At 46.9% G+C, this 16910-nt stretch carries 15 protein-coding genes and 1 pseudogene; 5 read left to right on the top strand and 11 right to left on the bottom strand.

Annotation, left to right across the window (positions count from 1 at the left end):
* The 3 genes from ACMXYR_RS16495 to ACMXYR_RS16485 all read left to right on the top strand — a co-directional run bounded on the left by ACMXYR_RS16495 (position 1) and on the right by ACMXYR_RS16485 (position 1424).
* Positions 1-771 (top strand): hypothetical protein, encoded by a 771-nt coding sequence (locus ACMXYR_RS16495; protein WP_415902390.1) that lies wholly within the window; start codon positions 1-3, stop codon positions 769-771.
* 139 nt (positions 772-910) lie between these two features.
* On the top strand, positions 911-1165 hold the full coding sequence (locus ACMXYR_RS16490; RefSeq protein ID WP_415882920.1) for a type II toxin-antitoxin system Phd/YefM family antitoxin: 255 nt from the start codon (positions 911-913) through the stop codon (positions 1163-1165).
* A complete protein-coding gene (locus ACMXYR_RS16485) occupies positions 1158-1424 on the top strand; it encodes a Txe/YoeB family addiction module toxin (RefSeq protein ID WP_415897206.1) in 267 nt (88 codons plus the stop codon). Before ACMXYR_RS16490 ends, ACMXYR_RS16485 begins: the two co-directional genes overlap by 8 nt.
* A 58-nt stretch (positions 1425-1482) precedes the next feature.
* Here ACMXYR_RS16485 and ACMXYR_RS16480 read toward each other — a convergent pair whose 3' ends face one another.
* Positions 1483-2421, bottom strand: a complete 939-nt coding sequence (locus ACMXYR_RS16480) for an NADP-dependent oxidoreductase (RefSeq protein ID WP_415902389.1) — start codon at positions 2419-2421, stop codon at positions 1483-1485.
* Positions 2422-2629: 208 nt separating this feature from the next.
* Between ACMXYR_RS16480 and ACMXYR_RS16475 the strand changes: the two genes are divergently transcribed.
* On the top strand, positions 2630-2854 hold the full coding sequence (locus ACMXYR_RS16475) for a hypothetical protein (RefSeq protein ID WP_415882917.1): 225 nt from the start codon (positions 2630-2632) through the stop codon (positions 2852-2854).
* 9 nt (positions 2855-2863) lie between these two features.
* Positions 2864-3637 (top strand): sulfate transporter CysZ, encoded by a 774-nt coding sequence (gene cysZ / locus ACMXYR_RS16470; protein ID WP_415886327.1) that lies wholly within the window; start codon positions 2864-2866, stop codon positions 3635-3637.
* Positions 3638-3692: 55 nt separating this feature from the next.
* On the opposite strand, the gene phoR is transcribed toward cysZ, so the two are convergent.
* From phoR to ACMXYR_RS16420, 10 genes and pseudogenes are all read right to left on the bottom strand, one after another.
* Positions 3693-5012 (bottom strand): phosphate regulon sensor histidine kinase PhoR, encoded by a 1320-nt coding sequence (gene phoR, locus ACMXYR_RS16465; RefSeq protein ID WP_415882915.1) that lies wholly within the window; start codon positions 5010-5012, stop codon positions 3693-3695.
* A 20-nt stretch (positions 5013-5032) separates the two neighbouring features.
* On the bottom strand, positions 5033-5728 hold the full coding sequence (gene phoB, locus ACMXYR_RS16460; protein ID WP_415882914.1) for a phosphate regulon transcriptional regulator PhoB: 696 nt from the start codon (positions 5726-5728) through the stop codon (positions 5033-5035).
* 124 nt (positions 5729-5852) lie between these two features.
* On the bottom strand, positions 5853-6752 hold the full coding sequence (ubiA, locus tag ACMXYR_RS16455) for a 4-hydroxybenzoate octaprenyltransferase (RefSeq protein WP_415897205.1): 900 nt from the start codon (positions 6750-6752) through the stop codon (positions 5853-5855).
* A gap of 177 nt (positions 6753-6929) precedes the next feature.
* Positions 6930-7277: a nitrite reductase small subunit NirD gene (gene nirD / locus ACMXYR_RS16450; protein ID WP_415882912.1), complete on the bottom strand. Its 348-nt coding sequence runs from the start codon at positions 7275-7277 to the stop codon at positions 6930-6932.
* Between the two features lie 23 nt (positions 7278-7300).
* On the bottom strand, positions 7301-9805 hold the full coding sequence (gene nirB, locus ACMXYR_RS16445) for a nitrite reductase large subunit NirB (RefSeq protein ID WP_415884692.1): 2505 nt from the start codon (positions 9803-9805) through the stop codon (positions 7301-7303).
* Between the two features lie 150 nt (positions 9806-9955).
* A pseudogene (locus ACMXYR_RS16440) lies at positions 9956-11008 on the bottom strand (NAD(P)/FAD-dependent oxidoreductase); the annotation flags it as partial.
* A gap of 333 nt (positions 11009-11341) precedes the next feature.
* Positions 11342-13063, bottom strand: a complete 1722-nt coding sequence (locus ACMXYR_RS16435; protein WP_415902388.1) for a protein kinase domain-containing protein — start codon at positions 13061-13063, stop codon at positions 11342-11344.
* 132 nt (positions 13064-13195) lie between these two features.
* Entirely contained in the window at positions 13196-14665 is a 1470-nt protein-coding gene (locus ACMXYR_RS16430) for a NarK family nitrate/nitrite MFS transporter (RefSeq protein ID WP_415899568.1), read from the bottom strand.
* A 251-nt stretch (positions 14666-14916) separates the two neighbouring features.
* Complete coding sequence (locus ACMXYR_RS16425) at positions 14917-15804, bottom strand: ABC transporter ATP-binding protein (protein WP_415902387.1); 888 nt, start codon at positions 15802-15804, stop codon at positions 14917-14919.
* An 85-nt stretch (positions 15805-15889) separates the two neighbouring features.
* Positions 15890-16876 carry an ABC transporter permease gene (locus tag ACMXYR_RS16420; protein ID WP_415892883.1) on the bottom strand — a complete coding sequence of 329 codons (987 nt, stop codon included), beginning with the start codon at positions 16874-16876 and terminating at the stop codon, positions 15890-15892.
* Between the last annotated feature and the right edge of the window lie 34 nt (positions 16877-16910).

Here is a 16910-nt window from a genome sequence, read left to right as displayed (position 1 = left end):
ATGCGTTTGATTCGTTATGTTTTGATGAGTTTGCTCTTTCTCAGTGGTCACAGTGTTGCTGAAATTACCTCGATTGAGCATGCCATAAATACGGCTTCTCACCAGAGTATGCTGACTCAGCAGATGCTGAAGGATTACATGCTGATAGGTTTATCGGTGCGTGGCCGTAAGGCAGAGCAAGAGTTAGCTGAATCGATCAAAGATTACGAGAAAACCCAAAAACAGATTTTGGCTTATGCTAAGACAGATGCTGAGAAACAAGCGTTAAAGCGTGCAGCTGAGCAATGGAAAGTGGTTAAGCCGCTTTATCTTGCTCCTCCTTCTCGAGAAAAAGCGGCCGAAGTCAGACAAGCAACCGAACTGTTGCTGCAACAGTGGAGTGCGGTCACTATGGAGATCGTAGAGAATAACGATAGTCGCTTTGGCAAAGTGATTAGCAACGCGGGCTTTGTCCGCATGTTGGCACAACGTGTTACCAGCCACTACGCGCTACGTGCATGGGGTTTTCAGGATGAGTACAGCGAAGCCTTTATCAGCTCACTACAATTGTTTGAACAGAACCGAGCGGAATTAGAAGGCGACCCGCTTAATAACGATCAGATCAAATCTGAACTGAGCAAAATCCAACGTGACTTTAAGCGCTTTAAGGGACTATCAGATTCAGCGTCTGATAAAGGGCGTTTAGCCCTAGTGGTGAGATCTGCCGAAAAGATCACCACCAGTATGGATAAAGTCACTGCGATGTATGTTTATCAAGGTTTGAGCTTTTAATAGTTATTTATAGTTAGCCATCAGGGGGTAATAGCTAAGTTATTGCCCCTCGTTCAGATCATCCATACATGTTCAACTTTCTGTACATTACAGAATGCCTTTCCTATACTTGTACTATTAATTGTACAGGTAGTGTTTTATGAAAATTGTTTCCTTCACCGAAGCGCGTAATGGCTTGAAGGCTGTTTTGGATGGTGTGGTTAATGATGCGGATACAACTGTTATTACTCGGAGGGATTCCGAAGATGCGGTGGTCATGTCATTAGATTACTACAACAGTTTAATGGAGACTGTTCACCTTCTGCGTTCCCCTAAAAATGCTGAACACTTAGATCGGTCAATTGCACAGTATCGAGCGGGTCAGACTAAGGAGCGTGAGTTGATTGATGAGTAATCCAAGACTTTTATCATGGACCGATGAAGCTTGGGGGGATTATCTCTATTGGCAAACCCAAGATAGAAAAACACTTAAACGTATCAATAAGCTCATCATAGATTCTAAGCGTTCGCCTTTTGAAGGCGTCGGTAAGCCTGAGCCCCTAAAGGAAAATCTTGCAGGTTTTTGGTCTCGTAGGATTGATGATACCAACAGGCTTGTTTACGCCGTAGATGATCAAGCTATCACGATCATCTCTTGTCGTTATCATTATTAGAATTTGACGATTAGTGAGCAGGGTGCAATAGGAACCTATTGCACCCTGCTAGGTGTCTTCAGATAGTCAAAACTAACTTGCCCTGAGTTCTACCAGATCTGCTGGCATCAAAAGCATCACCGACTTTTTCAATAGGATAAGTGTCAGCCAGTTGAAGCTCTAGCTTACGGTCGGCATAAAGACCTGCTAAGCGATCTAGTTGTTCGCTATTCGCTTCTACACGGATAGGCTCTACTTTCACCTTCATCGCTTTACCCGCCGCGATAACCTCATCTTTGGTCACTGATGGCAGTGTTACTAGCGTACCGCCAGGCTTCACACAGTTAAGCGCTTCTATACCGATCTCGCCGCCCATACCGTCAATAACCAGATCGACGTTATCGATATGATCGGTGATTTTGTCGTTGTGGTAATCGATCACTAGGTCCGCGCCGAGTGATTTCAAGAACTCATGGTTTTTAGCCGATGCAGTCGTTGCAACGCGCGCGCCCATCCATTTCGCCAGTTGGATCGCTAAGTGACCGACACCGCCAGCACCTGCAAGAATCACCACTTGCTGGGATGCCTGTAGGTGGCCTTTATCAAATAGGGCCTGCCATGCGGTAAGACCTGCTAAGCCTAAGCCTGCTGCCGCTTCAACTGGTAGACCTTCAGGACGAAGGCTAATCTGATCTGCTGGAGCTGCAATATATTCAGCAAAGCAGCCTGCCGCTTCAGGGAAGCGGATTAAACCGAATACCTCATCACCGACACTAAATTCAGTGACATCATCGGCAACGGCTTCAATCGTGCCCGCAAACTCCCAACCTGGAACAAAAGGTAACTCGCCAATAAATGGTGCTGCTCCGCCGCCAGAACAGGTTTTCCAATCGATCGGGTTTACGCCTGCGGCTTTGTTTTTGACAAGGACTTCACCTGAATTCAGTTCAGGTTTATCCAGTTCGGTATATTTTAAGACGTCGTTGGAACCAAACTGTGCAATTTGTATCGCTTTCATTTACTACTCCAGCAGCTGCGTAATACTAGCGTCGTTAATCTGCGCTATGGTCTGGTGGAAAAATAAGTCGCTCAACCAAGGCAGTGCAGCCGACTACATTGTTTTTTGGTACGCTAGGGAACCGTTTTTGGTTCAAAGGTCATCTGATCAATGAGCCGTAAGCATAAAACGGGTTACTTTCTACTGGCAATAAGTAAAGGCGAATGTGATGTATCTGGCAATATTAGAGCAATTTTTATTTTGGGGTGGTTTGCTAGTATTTTTGGTTTCTCTAGCGATGTACGCTGGACGCACCAAAGACTTTAAGTCGCTGGTGGAATTTTGGAAACCTACCATGGACATGACAAAGCGGGAATTTAACGTAAACCGCGTCGGTCTTATGATGATGATAGGTGCCGTGGCGATAAAATTAATTGTATTTTTAACTTACTAAAAGGTAAATATGAAAGGAAATCCAGTAAGAGGTGGAAGCTATGTTTTACGGGGCTTGCAGATGTTGCCAGACCCGGAGATTCGCCCCTTTGTACTTGTCCCACTACTAACCAATATTGTGCTGTTTGTAACCGCGATTTGGTTATTGTTTAGTAACTTTGGCGCTTGGGTCGATAGCTTAATTACAACGTTTCTACCTGATTGGGAGTGGTTGCAGTTCCTGCACTACGTTTTATGGCCAGTGATGGCCTTGTTAGTTATCGTATTTGTTTATTACGGCTTCTCTATAGTCGCCAATATCATTGCTGCGCCGTTTAATGGTTTCTTATCTGAGAAAGTAGAGAAGCGCCTACGTGGTGATGTCGTCACTGATGACGGTTGGAAAGAGGTTATCGCGCTGATCCCAAGAGCGATTGGTCGCGAGCTTTCTAAGTTGGCCTATTACCTACCGCGTGTTCTTTTTCTGTTGGTTCTGTCGTTTATTCCAGTGATCAACCTGATCTCGCCTTTCTTGTGGATCTTGTTCGGTGCTTGGATGATGGCGATTCAGTACTGCGACTATCCGATGGATAACAACAAAGTTAGCTTCAAGAATATGAAGCTTATGTTGAAGTCTGATCGCCTTACGTCAATCGGTTTTGGTGGCTTGATTCAACTTGGCATGTTGGTGCCATTATTGAACTTGATTCTGATGCCTGCTGCGGTGGTTGGTGCAACCATCTACTGGGTTGAGGCCCACTCAACAACTGAGATCGATCTGGACCAAAAGCGTCTGGAATCGTAAATAAATAAACGGCCTGCTTTGAGCAGGCCGTTTTGTTTTATCTCTTCGAATAAGCTTAAGCGGAATGTTCATCTTCCACATGAGACGGTGCGATCATCTCTGTTGGGAAATGGCAGGCAAAGGTGCTGCCTTTCCCTAGCTTACTCTTAATCGTTAGCTGGCCACCGTGACGTGCCAGTACGTGCTTCACAATGGCTAAGCCAAGGCCGGTACCACCGCTAGCAGAAGAACGACTCTCATCCACTCGATAGAAACGCTCGGTTAGACGTGGTAGATGCATCGCTTCAATGCCCGGACCTGTGTCTTTTACCGAGAAGTGGCCGCCTTGCTCGTCGGTCCACCAACGTACTTCAATCTTGCCGTTAGCCGGGGTGTAACGCACAGCGTTAAATACCAGGTTTGAAAAGGCACTGTGCAGCTCAATCTCTTGGCCGTTAAGGTCAAAAGCGTTGTCGATATCGAGTGTGATCTGATGATCTTTATCCAGCGTTTTCGCCAGTTGCTCCGCATCTTCGACAATATGAGTTAGGACACTATGGATCTGGATCGGGTGTTCGTCTGATGCTTGATTACTGGCTTCTAAGCGCGATAGCAGCAACAGGTCTGAAACTAAGTTTTCCATTCGGCGCGCTTGGTTTTGCATAGAACTCAGACCGCGCAGCAACGGTTTTGGCAGGGCTTGGTCCAAGAAGGTCTCCAAGTACCCTCTAATCACTGTAAGCGGTGTACGCAGCTCGTGAGAAGCGTTAGCAACGAAGTCTTGTCGTGTTTGTTCCAGTCGTATTAATCGAGAGACATCTCGAGCAACGAGCAAGCGGTCTTCATCACCAAAGCGTGTGATATGAAACTGGATCTGCATATCATTGTGTGCCGGTGATGGCAGGGTAATAGAGTCGTTGTATTGACCGCGTTTGTAATAGCGTACAAAGCGTGGATCACGCAGCAGGTTCATGACCGGCATACCGCGGTCCGATTCCTGATTAAGTCCTAACAGATGGATGGCAGACTTATTCCACCACTCTAGGTTGTGGTGTCTATCGATGATAATAATGGCATCGGATAGGGCAGACGTTGAGTCCTGAAAGCGGGAAATAATGCTTTTTAAGCGATCTTCACGTTTTTGACGGCCACGTTGCAGGCGCGATAGCTCATCAAAAAGCTCACCCCAGTGACCTGTGCACTCAGGTGGTTCCTCTTCCACTTCGGATTGGAACCACTGCATCAAGCGGTTGAATTGGCGTGCCTGAAAAACGGCCCATACAAACAGGCTTAACGCTAAAGCCCAACTTGGGTAACCAATTAATAGCCCCAAAGCAAAGGAGCATCCACTCACCAGCAATAAGCTGGTAAACATCGAGTGGCGGTTTTTGTGCATGGTTTTTCCTTGCTAACTAATCAGGCTACATCGGCAGAGAAGCGGTAACCCGTTCCTCTGACTGTTTGTACCAGATAGTCGTGACGCTCGCCAAGTGCTTTTCGTAAACGACGAATATGAACATCGACAGTACGTTCTTCAACGTAGACGTTACCACCCCACACCATATCCAGTAGTTGGCCGCGAGAGTAAGCGCGATCTTGGTGTGTCATAAAGAATTGCAGTAGGCGAAATTCAGTCGGGCCAAGTTCAATTGGTGTTTGATCAGAGGTGACGCGATGCGAGATTGGATCTAGGGTTAGACCGTCCACTGTAACTGGCTCTTCAATACCTTTAGGCGTTGTACGGCGCAGTACAGTTTTTAGACGAGCTACGAGTTCGCGTGGCGAAAAGGGCTTAGTGATGTAGTCGTCTACACCGGTTTCTAAGCCTTTAATTTTATTATCTTCATCGGTTTTAGCCGTGAGCATAATAATTGGGATATCGGCAGTGGTTTCATCTTTACGCAGACGGCGCGCAAATTCGATTCCACTCATGCCTGGCATCATCCAGTCCAACAAGACCATATCTGGCTTGTCATCCACGATCAGGCCGTGTGCTTCTGTGGCATTGCTTGCTTCAAAGCAGTCGTAGCCAGCCATTTCTAGCGCAACAGCGATCATTTCGCGAATTGGCGCCTCATCATCAACAATCAGGACGCGTTTGGATAGAGACATGCGTAATTGCCCTTTTCAACTCAATTTATCGACGCCAATATTAGAAGACAATAGTGTTACACAAATATGACAAACGGTAACAATTCGCCATAAACAGTTAAAAAGTAGCTGATTTTAAGGTGTTTTACAGTAAATCTAAGGCTGCATAATGGCCTGCAAGGCCAATAAAAATCGCTAAACCCGCGTAATGATTATTCAAGAAAGCCTTAAAACAGGCATCGCGCTCGCGATCTCTAATCAATAGTTGCTGATAAACAAATAGCCCGCCTGCCACAGCAAGACCCACATAGTAGATCCAGCCCAGTTGTAACTTCATTCCCAGAAGTACAAATGTAAGTAGGGTAGAAGCCTGAAGCACACCAATGATCACTTTATCGGCATCTCCAAACAGAATAGCGGTGGATTTGACCCCGATCTTAAGGTCGTCATCGCGATCCACCATGGCATACATAGTGTCGTAGGCTACAGTCCACAGCAGCGTTGCTATATAGATCAGCCATGCGTAGGAGGGAACGGTTTCATTTACAGCGGTAAAGGCCATAGGAACCGACCAGGCAAATGCTGCACCTAGCACCACTTGTGGTAGGTGGGTATAGCGCTTCATAAACGGATAGCAAGCTGCGAGTAAGAGGCCGCCACCGGATAACAGGATAGTGGTGAGATTGGTAAAGAGTACGGCAATAAACGCGATCAGCATCAATCCGGCAAACAGCACTAAGGCTTCTTTGGCGGTCACTATACCTGCTGGAATAGGGCGTTGTGCGGTACGTTTTACATGACCATCAATTTTACGGTCAGCAAAGTCATTGATGACACAGCCAGCGGAGCGGGTTAGGAAAACCCCAAGGGTAAAGATAATAAGGATGTCATAGCTTGGAACACCTTCGGCAGCAATCCAAAGTGCCCAGTAGGCCGGCCAAAGCAGTAGATAGATCCCAATGGGCTTATCTACGCGCATAAGGCGGCTATAACCAATCAGCTTTTCTTTGGTCGAAATCGGTGTTGAGGTGCTCGGTGAAGCCATGATCAAGCTCTGCTTAACAAGGTTTCGGCCATTCTACCTCTCCAGCTGGTTGCTGGAAACGCTGAGTTAATCTTAACTCGCGATGAGAGCGGTTACCCTCTAGTTTTCTCCTCTGTAGAGAGGAAAAACTGACTTCCCTGTGCAACCGTTCCATCTTGTATCTATAGCTACCGGTTATTACAGCATGATTTGAACCTGATCATCGACAAAGCGAGCAGGCCACACAGGTACGCTGACATCGGGTTCTTCGATGCAGGCACCTGAGCTAAGTGAAAAGTGTTGTTTGTATAAAGGCGATGCCACCATCGGCTCGCCTTGAAGATCGCCGATTAAACCGCGCGATAGTACGTTAGAACCGCTAAATGGGTCGTTGTTACCTACGGCAAAGATCTCGTTCTCATACTCTGGGATATAGAACAGTGCGATCTGTTGGCCCTCATGCATAGCGGCTACGCCAGAATGAGGGATAAGGTCGTTTTTGCTGCACAGATCGATCCATTCAGCGTTGCTATCAATAGTCGTCATGATAAATATCTCCTAATCGCTAGTTATGCCGGACGGATCTGATCACGTTCCATGATATGAACGATCTGCGGATCAGCCTGTTTTTCAGTGTTCACGAAAGTACGGAAACGTTTTAGTTTCTCTTCGTCTTCTAGTGTCGACTTCCACTCACACTGATAGGTCTCTACTACATGGCTCATTTGTGATTCGAGTTCAGCGGCAATCTCTAGTTTGTCATCGATTACCACTTCGCGAAGGTAATCTAGACCACCTTCTAAGTTATCCATCCAAACCGACGTACGCTGTAGACGGTCTGCTGTTTTCACGTAGAACATAAGGACACGGTCGATGTAACGAATCAGTGTGTCGTCATCTAGGTCGGTCGCAAATAGATCGGCGTGACGAGGTTTCATACCACCGTTACCGCAAACATAGAGGTTCCAACCGTTTTCAGTCGCGATTACACCTATATCTTTACTCTGCGCTTCAGCACATTCACGCGTACAGCCAGAAACAGCAAATTTGATTTTGTGAGGTGAGCGCAGACCTTTGTAGCGATTCTCAAGTTTGATCGCCATGCCAGCACTGTCATTGACACCGTAGCGGCACCAGGTGCTACCTACACAAGATTTCACAGTACGTAGGGACTTACCGTAGGCGTGACCTGTTTCGAAACCAGCATCGACGAGTTCTTTCCAGATCAACGGTAGTTCGTGTAGCTGAGCGCCGAATAGGTCGACACGCTGACCACCGGTGATTTTGGTGTAAAGGTTATATTTCTTAGCAACCTGACCTAACACGATTAGTTTGTCTGGTGTGATCTCACCGCCGGCAACACGAGGAACGATGGAGTAAGTACCGTTCTTCTGCATGTTCGCCATAAAGGTATCGTTTGTATCCTGTAGAGATACCAATGGCTCTTCCATGATGTGCTCATTCCAGCAAGACGCCAAAATAGAACCTGCAGTTGGCTTACAGATCTCACAACCTAGGCCCTTACCGTGTTTCTCTAGTAGTTCAGAGAAAGAGCGGATGCCTTCAACACGGATGATGTGATAAAGCTCTTCACGGGTGTATGCAAAGTGCTCGCAAAGATCGGTATTTACTTCAACACCGCGTTTTTCTAATTCGCAATCCACAACGCTCTTCAGCATTGCTGCACAACCACCACAACCTGAAGCGGCTTTAGTGGCATCTTTTACGTCTGCAACAGAGGTAGCGCCTTCATCGATAGAGCAGCAGATCTGACCTTTAGTTACGTTTAGGCAAGAACAGATCGTTGCTTCGTCCGGTAGGGCATCTGGACCTAGTGCCGGTGCAGCCGAACCATCCAATGATGGCAGGATTAGACTTTGTGGTTTTTCTGGTAGATCGATACCGTTAAGCGCATATTGTAGCAAAGTGTCATATTTGCTGTTATCGCCAACAAGTACTGCACCTAGAAGTTTAGTGCGATCTTCAGAGACAACGATACGGTAGTAAACCTGCTCGTCTTCATCAGAGTACCGATAGCTGATGCTGCCCGGTGTCTGACCGTGAGCATCACCGATAGAGCCTACATCAACACCTAGAAGCTTCAGTTTGGTACTCATATCAGCACCGGTAAAGGCACTGTCATCGCCGGCAATCGCAGCTACAGCTGTTTTAGCCATAGTGTAACCCGGTGCTACCAAACCAAAGATCTGGTTGTTCCACAGCGCACATTCACCAATCGCGTAGATGTTTTCATCAGAAGTACGGCACTGATCGTTAACCATGATACCGCCACGTTCGCCAATCTCTAGGTCGCTTGAACGTGCTAGCGTATCTTGTGGACGGATACCCGCAGAGAACAGGATCAGGTCTGTTTCAAGGTGTGTACCGTCGCTGAAGTTCATGCGGTAGGTGTGTTCTTCACCGGCAACGATCTCAGTTGTCGCTTTGTTGCAGTGAACATCTACATCCAGATCTTCAATTTTGTTTTTCAGTAGCTCGCCGCCATCTTCATCTAACTGAACCGGCATTAGGCGTGGTGCAAATTCAACTACGTGAGCTTTAAGGCCTAGGGATTTCAAAGCATTTGCTGCTTCTAGGCCCAATAGACCACCACCAACTACAACACCAACTTTGGCAGACTCTGCACACGCTTGGATCTTATCTAGATCTTCCAAGGTGCGATAAACAAAGCAGGCATCACCATCATTACCCGGAATTGGAGGGACAAATGGGTAAGATCCGGTCGCCAAGACCAAGGTGTCGTAGGGATATGTACCTTGTTCTGTGATGACCTGCTTTGCATCGCGATCGATCTGCGTTGCACCTTCGCTCAAGTGAAGGTTTACGCTATGAGTTTCATAAAAGTTATCTTCTACCAGACACAGATCCTGATACGTGGAACCGCCGAAATATTCAGAAAGATGGACACGGTCATACGCTGCGCGATCTTCTTCAGCCAGGATGTGAACGTCATATTCATTCGCGCTCTCTCCCGTTACAAAGTTTTCGACAAAGTGGTGTCCTACCATGCCGTTACCAATAACGACTAACTGTTTTTTAGGGCTGCTTGTCATAGCGGAATTACCTATATTTTGTTCTTCGATAACCTCGTCGCAAAGAGGGCTGCCAAATAGCAGCTGCGATCTGCAGGCGCTCAAATCTGTGTTGTTCTTTAATTGGTCGAAATACCATTGGCCTTCACGTACATCGCCATACAAAACGGCACCTTTCAGGCGATTGTCTTGTAACCAAAGCTTGCGATAGTGGTTCAGCTTAAGATCGTGATAAACCAAGGTTTCAGTGTCTTCGTCGTCGCTTAAGTCACCGCAGGAGAACAGCTCTACTCCGCTGATTTTCAGCTGAGTAGCAACCGCTTCTTCAACATACTGCGCTGACTGCTCTAATAGGGTTGCGGTCAGAATTTCGGCTTGTTGCCAAATCGGTGCGACCAGACCGTAAGTAAATTGATCAAACTGGCAGCACTCACCCAGTGCAAAGATGTCGCTATCACTGGTGCGCATCTGGTTATTGACACAGATGCCACGCTCACAGGCTAAGCCGCTCTGTTCAGCGAGTGCTTTGTTAGGCGTTACGCCGATCGCAGTAATAACCAGATCAGCTTTTAGTTTCTCGCCGTCAGACATATGAACTGCTTGCACATGTCCGTCGCCAACGATGGCATCGGTAATCGCATCTAGGCGGAATTTAAGGCCGCGCTCTTCCAGAGAGTTCAATAGCATCGCGGCCGCTGTGCTATCTAACTGGTTGTTTAGTAGGTAAGGTGCACGTTGCAGTACAGTGACATCCATACCCAAAACTCGAAGACCTTCTGCAGCTTCTAGACCTAAGAAACCACCGCCGATCACAACCGCATGCTTATGGCTTTTCGCCATCTCTTTCATGCGATCTACATCTTTCAGGGTGCGGAAATTCATCACACCATCTAGATCTAGGCCCGGAAGAGGTATGCGAGTCGGGTAAGAGCCTGTAGCCATCACCAACTGGTCATACTCAACTTCGATGCCTGATTGGCTAATAACTTTTTTGTTCTCACGATCAATAACTTCTACTGGATCGCCACTGTGTAACTGGATCCCCTGTTCCGCATACCACTCCTGTGTCAGCGTAATAATATTTTCCAGTGGCGCTTCACCGCTTAGTAGGTGAGATAACAAAACGCGGTTATAGCTGCCGCCGGGTTCTTCACCAAAAACAGTAATATCAAACTGGCCTGCCGCCGATTCGCTCAGGCATTGCAGTAGTCGGCCTGTTGCCATGCCGTTGCCAATAATGATTAGTCGTTTTTTCATCTCAAACCCAACGTCAAAAAATAAAAAAAGGCGTTATCCATTCAGCACTTCAGGAAAGTGCCGATGGAGAACGCCTTTGTTCTCTTAGCCCGATTTTTGTAACTAAAACTGCAGAAAAATCACCCCAACAGATATTTGTTACGCAATAGATATAGCAGGGGGTGTGCCAATTTAAATAAAATGCTTATAAAACATATGGTTAGTTTGTTTTGGTGTTTTTGATGCTCACAATAAGAGTGTGAATTTGAAGCACAAAGCTATTGTTGTGACCTGTTATGGTGCGCTGCAATAGGGCGTAGATCATTCCAGCATGCTTAATAGAACCAAATTGGAGATCAACAACACTCCGGCTAAAAGTTTCCATACTAGTACTGGGTTTTTCTCTAATAACGGCTGGTGCTGAATCTTGGCTGCCAGTGCATGGTTCGGACGGGTGAAATCTTTTTCAAACTCAGAGAATGCGTCATAACGGAAACGCGGATTAGGTTGCAGCGCTTTACGTAAGCAGCCTTCGACCCAAAGCGGTAGATCTTTGCGATGGTGCAGAGCCGGAATATATTCCAGCTCTGCGTAATTATTGATCTCTGCCGAAGAGGAGGACATCTCTTTGTAGGGCAGTTTACCGGTGATCATCTCGTAAATAATGACAGCAAAAGAGAACAGATCTGATTTAAAACTGCCGGATTCTCCCATCAGATACTCAGGTGCGATGTAATTTACCGAACCTTGTGGAATCGCTTTATCCAGAGGTGAGCTCATCTCCTCGATACCGGCTATTTTCGCGGTACCGAAGTCGATAATTTTTACTCGTCCATCCTGATTGATCATGATGTTTTCGGGTTTCAGATCCTGATGCACCATATCCGCGCGTTGGAACGCTCTTAGCCCTTGAATGATCTGCTTAGCGAGTTTGCGCACCTCATCTAGCGGTGGATTGGGATTGTCGTTCATCCACTCGCGCAGATTCATCCCCTGAATGTGCTCACCGACATAATAGAGAAACAGCTTTTGCTGTCGGCACGGATAGGTTTTCATCACATGGTGATGATCGATCCGTTGCCCCACCCACTCTTCGCGGATAAAGCCATCCAGGTATAAGGAATCATCGGAGAAATTAGTCGATGGTGCTTTGAGTACGTATTGCTGGTGAGTTTCTCTGTCTTTCACCAGATACATATGACTGCGAGTCCCACTAAAAATCAGGTCGAGTACTTCATAGCCATCGATCTGATTGCCTACTTTCATCACCGGAGGAATAGGCAACTGAGTCAGTTGTTGGTGACTCTCTTCCAGCGATTTTACGGGCAGTTCATCGACACAGACGATCAGCGCTGTGAGGTTATCGTCACTGCCTTTAGCTAAAGCACTGCTAATCAGTGTATCCGCGGCTTTTTCGGGATCAGAAAAAGCATTCGCGAGAATCTTTTTCATCTCGGCGCGGGTTAAAAAGTCGTGCACCCCATCGGTGGTCATCAGCAAGAGGTCACCATCATTAAGTGGTCGAGTGGAATAATCGACTTCTAAATGGCGGTCGCCCCCTAAAGCCCTAGCTAAGTAGCTATGCCCACCCGATTTTCGCACATGATCCTGGCTCAACTGTTCCAGCTCTCCTTGCTGGAAGTGATAGATTCGTGAATCTCCCACATGGAACATGTGTAGGGTGTTGGACTTAATTACCAAGGCTGAGAAGGTACAAAGCATATTGTCCTGCTCGCGATGGCTAAGGTTATTCTCTTTGTGCAACCAGCGGTTTAAGGCGGTCATTACGCGGGATACTGAGTTTCGTACACTCCAACTATGGGGTGTACTGAAATAGTCCTGCATAAAACTGGTGACACTGGTTTGGCTGGCAATATGGGAATCTGCGCAGCTACTGACACCATCGGCAATAACTGCCGCAGCCCCTTTGAACTCCCGATCTGCATTGTCTGGAATATGAGCGGCAAACGCATCTTGATTGACGGGTTTGATCCCCGCAATTGATTTACCGCCAAAGCGTATAGATAACGTTTTATTACTCATATTCATGCCTATCGCAGAATCAGAAAAGCAGCCCAATCAGATTGGGCTGCGTGAGTTTTGCCTCTCTCTTAAAGGCAAAATTGCTACGAGCTCTTGCCTGTTGCCTTTTCTATGGGCAATAAAGAGTACAGTTTATGAAACTTTAATAAGTTCTACTGTACCGTCTTCGTTTACTTCCGCCATGTGACCTTTTGGTTCTTCAAGCAGTAGTAGTGCCAAGAAACCAAGTACAGCAGTTACTGCGATCACGGTGAAGAAAGTAGAGTAATCGACCATAGATAGTACAGTTAGATAGAACACTGCACCTACGTTACCGTAAGCACCTGTCATACCTGCAATCTGACCAGTCAGGCGACGCTTGATCAGTGGTACAACCGCGAATACAGCACCTTCGCCCGCCTGTACAAAGAAAGAGCACGCCATCGCAGCAGCAACGGCTAGGAATAGTGGCCATGTGCTATCAATCATAGACATAGTTGCATAACCTGCAGCCAAACCCGCTGTTAGGATCAATAGCGTTTTCTTACGACCAAAACGGTCACTGATCCAACCACCACCTGGGCGAGACATTAGGTTCATGAATGCGTAAGCAGAGGCTAGAAGACCTGCGTAAACCATATCTAGTTCGAATACTTCAGAGAAGAACAGTGGCAGCATAGACACAACCGCTAGTTCAGAACCGAATGTCGCGAAGTAAAGAACGTTTAGTACCGCAACCTGTTTGAATTTGTACTGCTCAACTTCTGGAACTGGCTTCTCAAAGATCTCTTTGTTTACTTTGTATGCACTTACACAATCGTAAACAAGGATCGCGCCTAAGCTCACGTAGATCGCAACAGCAGCCATATCAGAAAGGATAGATACGCCTGCAGGAGAAAGCTTCCACGTTAGCAGAGAAAGAGCAGCATACATTGGCAGCTTCATGATTAGCATGAAGACGAAGTCACCTTTGCTGGTTACTTCCATGCCACCAATCTTCTTCGGCTTGAAGTAAGTAGAACCTTTTGGTGTATCAGATACGTTTTTGTACCAGATAAAGCTGAAGCCAAGGCTCATTAGGCCTGTTAGACCAACAGCATAGCGCCAGCCGTCTTCACCGCCAAACATCAATGCCAGCGTTGGTAGCAACATAGCGCCTGCAGCAGAACCAAAGTTGCCCCAGCCGCCGTAGATACCTTCAGCAGTACCCAGCTCGTTTGCAGGGAACCACTCACTTACCATACGGATACCGATTACGAAGCCCGCACCGATAAAGCCTAGTAGGAAACGTGAAATCGCTGCCTGAGCAAAGTCAGTAGATAGGGCAAAAAGGAAACACGGAATACTGGCGATAAACAGTAGCGCAGCGTAAGTGATACGAGGGCCGTATTTATCGGTCAGCATACCGATGATGATGCGCGCAGGAATGGTCAGCGCAACGTTAAGAATAAGAAGTGTTTTTACTTCAGCTGGCGTTAGGCTCAGTGATTGGGCAATTGCACCCAGTAGTGGAGCATGGTTGAACCAGACAAAAAACGTAATAAAGAATGCCATCCAGCTCATGTGCAAAATCTTCATTTTGCCGCTGAAAGCAAAAATATTTAGCTTTCCTGAGTCGTTCATAATTAGGGCCCTCGTAAGGTTTTAAAAGCAATAAAAAAGGCGTTCAGACCCCTGTCCTTAACCTTGGGTGGTAGGTTAGGGAGAGAGGTATGAACGCCTTTGTTCGATTCTATGCGAGGATTTATCGCCCCATCGTTGGAGCATTCAGACTAGCTAATAAGGTGCGCCTTGTTGGTGCGCTTTTTTAGCTATGCACTGCTTTAGTCTGACTAAATCCTAGAATTCACCGTTGAAATGTAGGGTTTCAGTGCTTAAGCAGCTTGTTCCTCGCTTTCTGCTTTATCATCTTGCACATCCTGTGCCAGATCTTGCTTTTTATCCTCTTTTGGTGCGGATTCAGCACTGTCAGGTTTGCGCTGCTTCTCGTATAGGAAGGTCAGCACTTCATGACGATAGTGGTTGTACTGTGGGTCATCCGCCAATGCGATACGGTCACGTGGACGCGGCAGGTCGATATCAAGAATCTCACCGACAGTCGCAGCTGGGCCATTGGTCATCATCACGATACGGTCAGAAAGCAGTACTGCTTCATCGACATCGTGGGTAATCATGATCACGGTGTTGTTGAGATCTTTTTGGATCTCCATCAGAGAGTCTTGCAGATGAGCACGGGTGAGGGCGTCCAAGGCACCAAATGGCTCATCCATCAGCATTACGGTCGGTTCCATTGCTAGGGCACGGGCGATACCGACACGCTGCTTCATACCACCGGAGATCTCATCAGGACGTTTGTCCATTGCGTGATCCATGTGTACGAGCGATAGGTTGTGCTCAATCCACTCGCGCATCTCGGCTTTTGATTTCTGCTTACCGAAAACCTGTTTCACGGCTAGCTCAACGTTTTCGTAAGCGCTTAACCAAGGTAATAGGGAGTGGTTCTGGAAAACCACTGCACGTTCAGGGCCCGGTGCGTTGACCTCTTTACCATCAAGTAGGCAACCACCTTTAGTCGCTTGATAAAGGCCTGCAACGATATTCAGTACAGTTGATTTACCACAACCTGAGTGGCCGATTAGCGAGACAAACTCACCTTTATTGATGGTTAAGTTCACATCCTGTAGCGCTTTAAATGGGCCATTAGGGGTTGGGAAATCAATATCTACTTTTGTTAGTTCTAAATGCTTTGGAGGCTGAGTCATGATAATTCTCCTGCTGAGAGGCTTGGCCTCTCAGGCTTTAAATTCTGTTAACGTCCTATGTAACGTTTTGCTTTTAACGCCTTACTTATCTAAGTACCGCAGTCTTATCCCAAGACACTTTCTTCTGTAGGAACAACATAACGCGGTCTAGCATGAAGCCGATTAGACCAATCACAAGCACGGCTACCATGATTCGGCCTAGGGAGCTGGAGCTACCGTTCTGGAACTCATCCCAAACAAACTTACCTAGACCTGGGTTTTGCGCCAGCATCTCTGCGGCGATCAATACCATCCACGCGATACCCAGCGATAGACGCAAACCTGTGAAGATCATTGGGATAGAGGAGGGCAGTACAATTTTGGTGACATGGGCGAACCAGCTCAGACGTAGTACCTGAGATACGTTCTGCAGATCTTTACTGATGCTAGATACACCTACCGCTGTGTTAAGCAGTGTTGGCCACAAACTACATAGAGATACAGTGATTAGAGATGTCACAAAGGACTTAGCAAACATTGGGTCCTTGCTGACATAAACCGCACTGACAACCATAGTCACCAGTGGCAACCATGCCAGTGGTGATACCGGTTTAAACAACTGAATCAACGGGTTCAGTGCAGAGTAAAGAGTATTGTTTAAGCCGATTACGATACCCGCAGGGATAGCGATCAGGGATGCCAGAATAAAGCCTGACAATACCGTTACTAGGCTCGTGCCTATCTGATCAAAGAAGGTCGGGTTGCCTGTGTAAGGACGGATTTTTACTTTAGCGTTCGGGTCTTTTTCTAGCTTCTTAGCGTTACGCTTCTCTTGGCGCTCATAGAAAGCAGCTTCTTTATTTCGTTCATTCTGGTGATCGTTTACCAGATTGATGGTTTGTTCATACACTGCCATTGGGCCAGGAAACGCGCCCAAGGATGTATTAATGCTTTTCGCGCCGATCTCCCACACGAAAAGGAAAATTAGTAGACCAACCAGAGGTACCAGAAGGGTTTTGCTGAACTTCTGTAGATTGTCTTTCGGGTTTTCAAAAAAGGCACTGATGCCTGATAGTGCGGATGTATTACTCATAACTTGCTACTCCCTCGTTGACCTGAATTCCTCC

It is taken from the genome of Neptuniibacter sp. QD29_5, assembly GCF_047778125.1.
In the GTDB taxonomy this organism is placed as follows: domain Bacteria; phylum Pseudomonadota; class Gammaproteobacteria; order Pseudomonadales; family Balneatricaceae; genus Neptuniibacter.
Note: the sequence above shows the minus strand (reverse complement) of the source record. Positions and strands in the feature narration are given on the sequence as shown.

Coding starts and splice junctions, on each gene's coding strand:
- ACMXYR_RS16495 (WP_415902390.1), top strand. CDS start 1: ATGCGTTTGATTCGTTATGTTTTGATGAGTTTGCTCTTTCTCAGTGGT.
- ACMXYR_RS16490 (WP_415882920.1), top strand. CDS start 911: ATGAAAATTGTTTCCTTCACCGAAGCGCGTAATGGCTTGAAGGCTGTT.
- ACMXYR_RS16485 (WP_415897206.1), top strand. CDS start 1,158: ATGAGTAATCCAAGACTTTTATCATGGACCGATGAAGCTTGGGGGGAT.
- ACMXYR_RS16480 (WP_415902389.1), bottom strand. CDS start 2,421: ATGAAAGCGATACAAATTGCACAGTTTGGTTCCAACGACGTCTTAAAA.
- ACMXYR_RS16475 (WP_415882917.1), top strand. CDS start 2,630: ATGTATCTGGCAATATTAGAGCAATTTTTATTTTGGGGTGGTTTGCTA.
- cysZ (WP_415886327.1), top strand. CDS start 2,864: ATGAAAGGAAATCCAGTAAGAGGTGGAAGCTATGTTTTACGGGGCTTG.
- phoR (WP_415882915.1), bottom strand. CDS start 5,012: ATGCACAAAAACCGCCACTCGATGTTTACCAGCTTATTGCTGGTGAGT.
- phoB (WP_415882914.1), bottom strand. CDS start 5,728: ATGTCTCTATCCAAACGCGTCCTGATTGTTGATGATGAGGCGCCAATT.
- ubiA (WP_415897205.1), bottom strand. CDS start 6,752: ATGGCTTCACCGAGCACCTCAACACCGATTTCGACCAAAGAAAAGCTG.
- nirD (WP_415882912.1), bottom strand. CDS start 7,277: ATGACGACTATTGATAGCAACGCTGAATGGATCGATCTGTGCAGCAAA.
- nirB (WP_415884692.1), bottom strand. CDS start 9,805: ATGACAAGCAGCCCTAAAAAACAGTTAGTCGTTATTGGTAACGGCATG.
- ACMXYR_RS16435 (WP_415902388.1), bottom strand. CDS start 13,063: ATGAGTAATAAAACGTTATCTATACGCTTTGGCGGTAAATCAATTGCG.
- ACMXYR_RS16430 (WP_415899568.1), bottom strand. CDS start 14,665: ATGAACGACTCAGGAAAGCTAAATATTTTTGCTTTCAGCGGCAAAATG.
- ACMXYR_RS16425 (WP_415902387.1), bottom strand. CDS start 15,804: ATGACTCAGCCTCCAAAGCATTTAGAACTAACAAAAGTAGATATTGAT.
- ACMXYR_RS16420 (WP_415892883.1), bottom strand. CDS start 16,876: ATGAGTAATACATCCGCACTATCAGGCATCAGTGCCTTTTTTGAAAAC.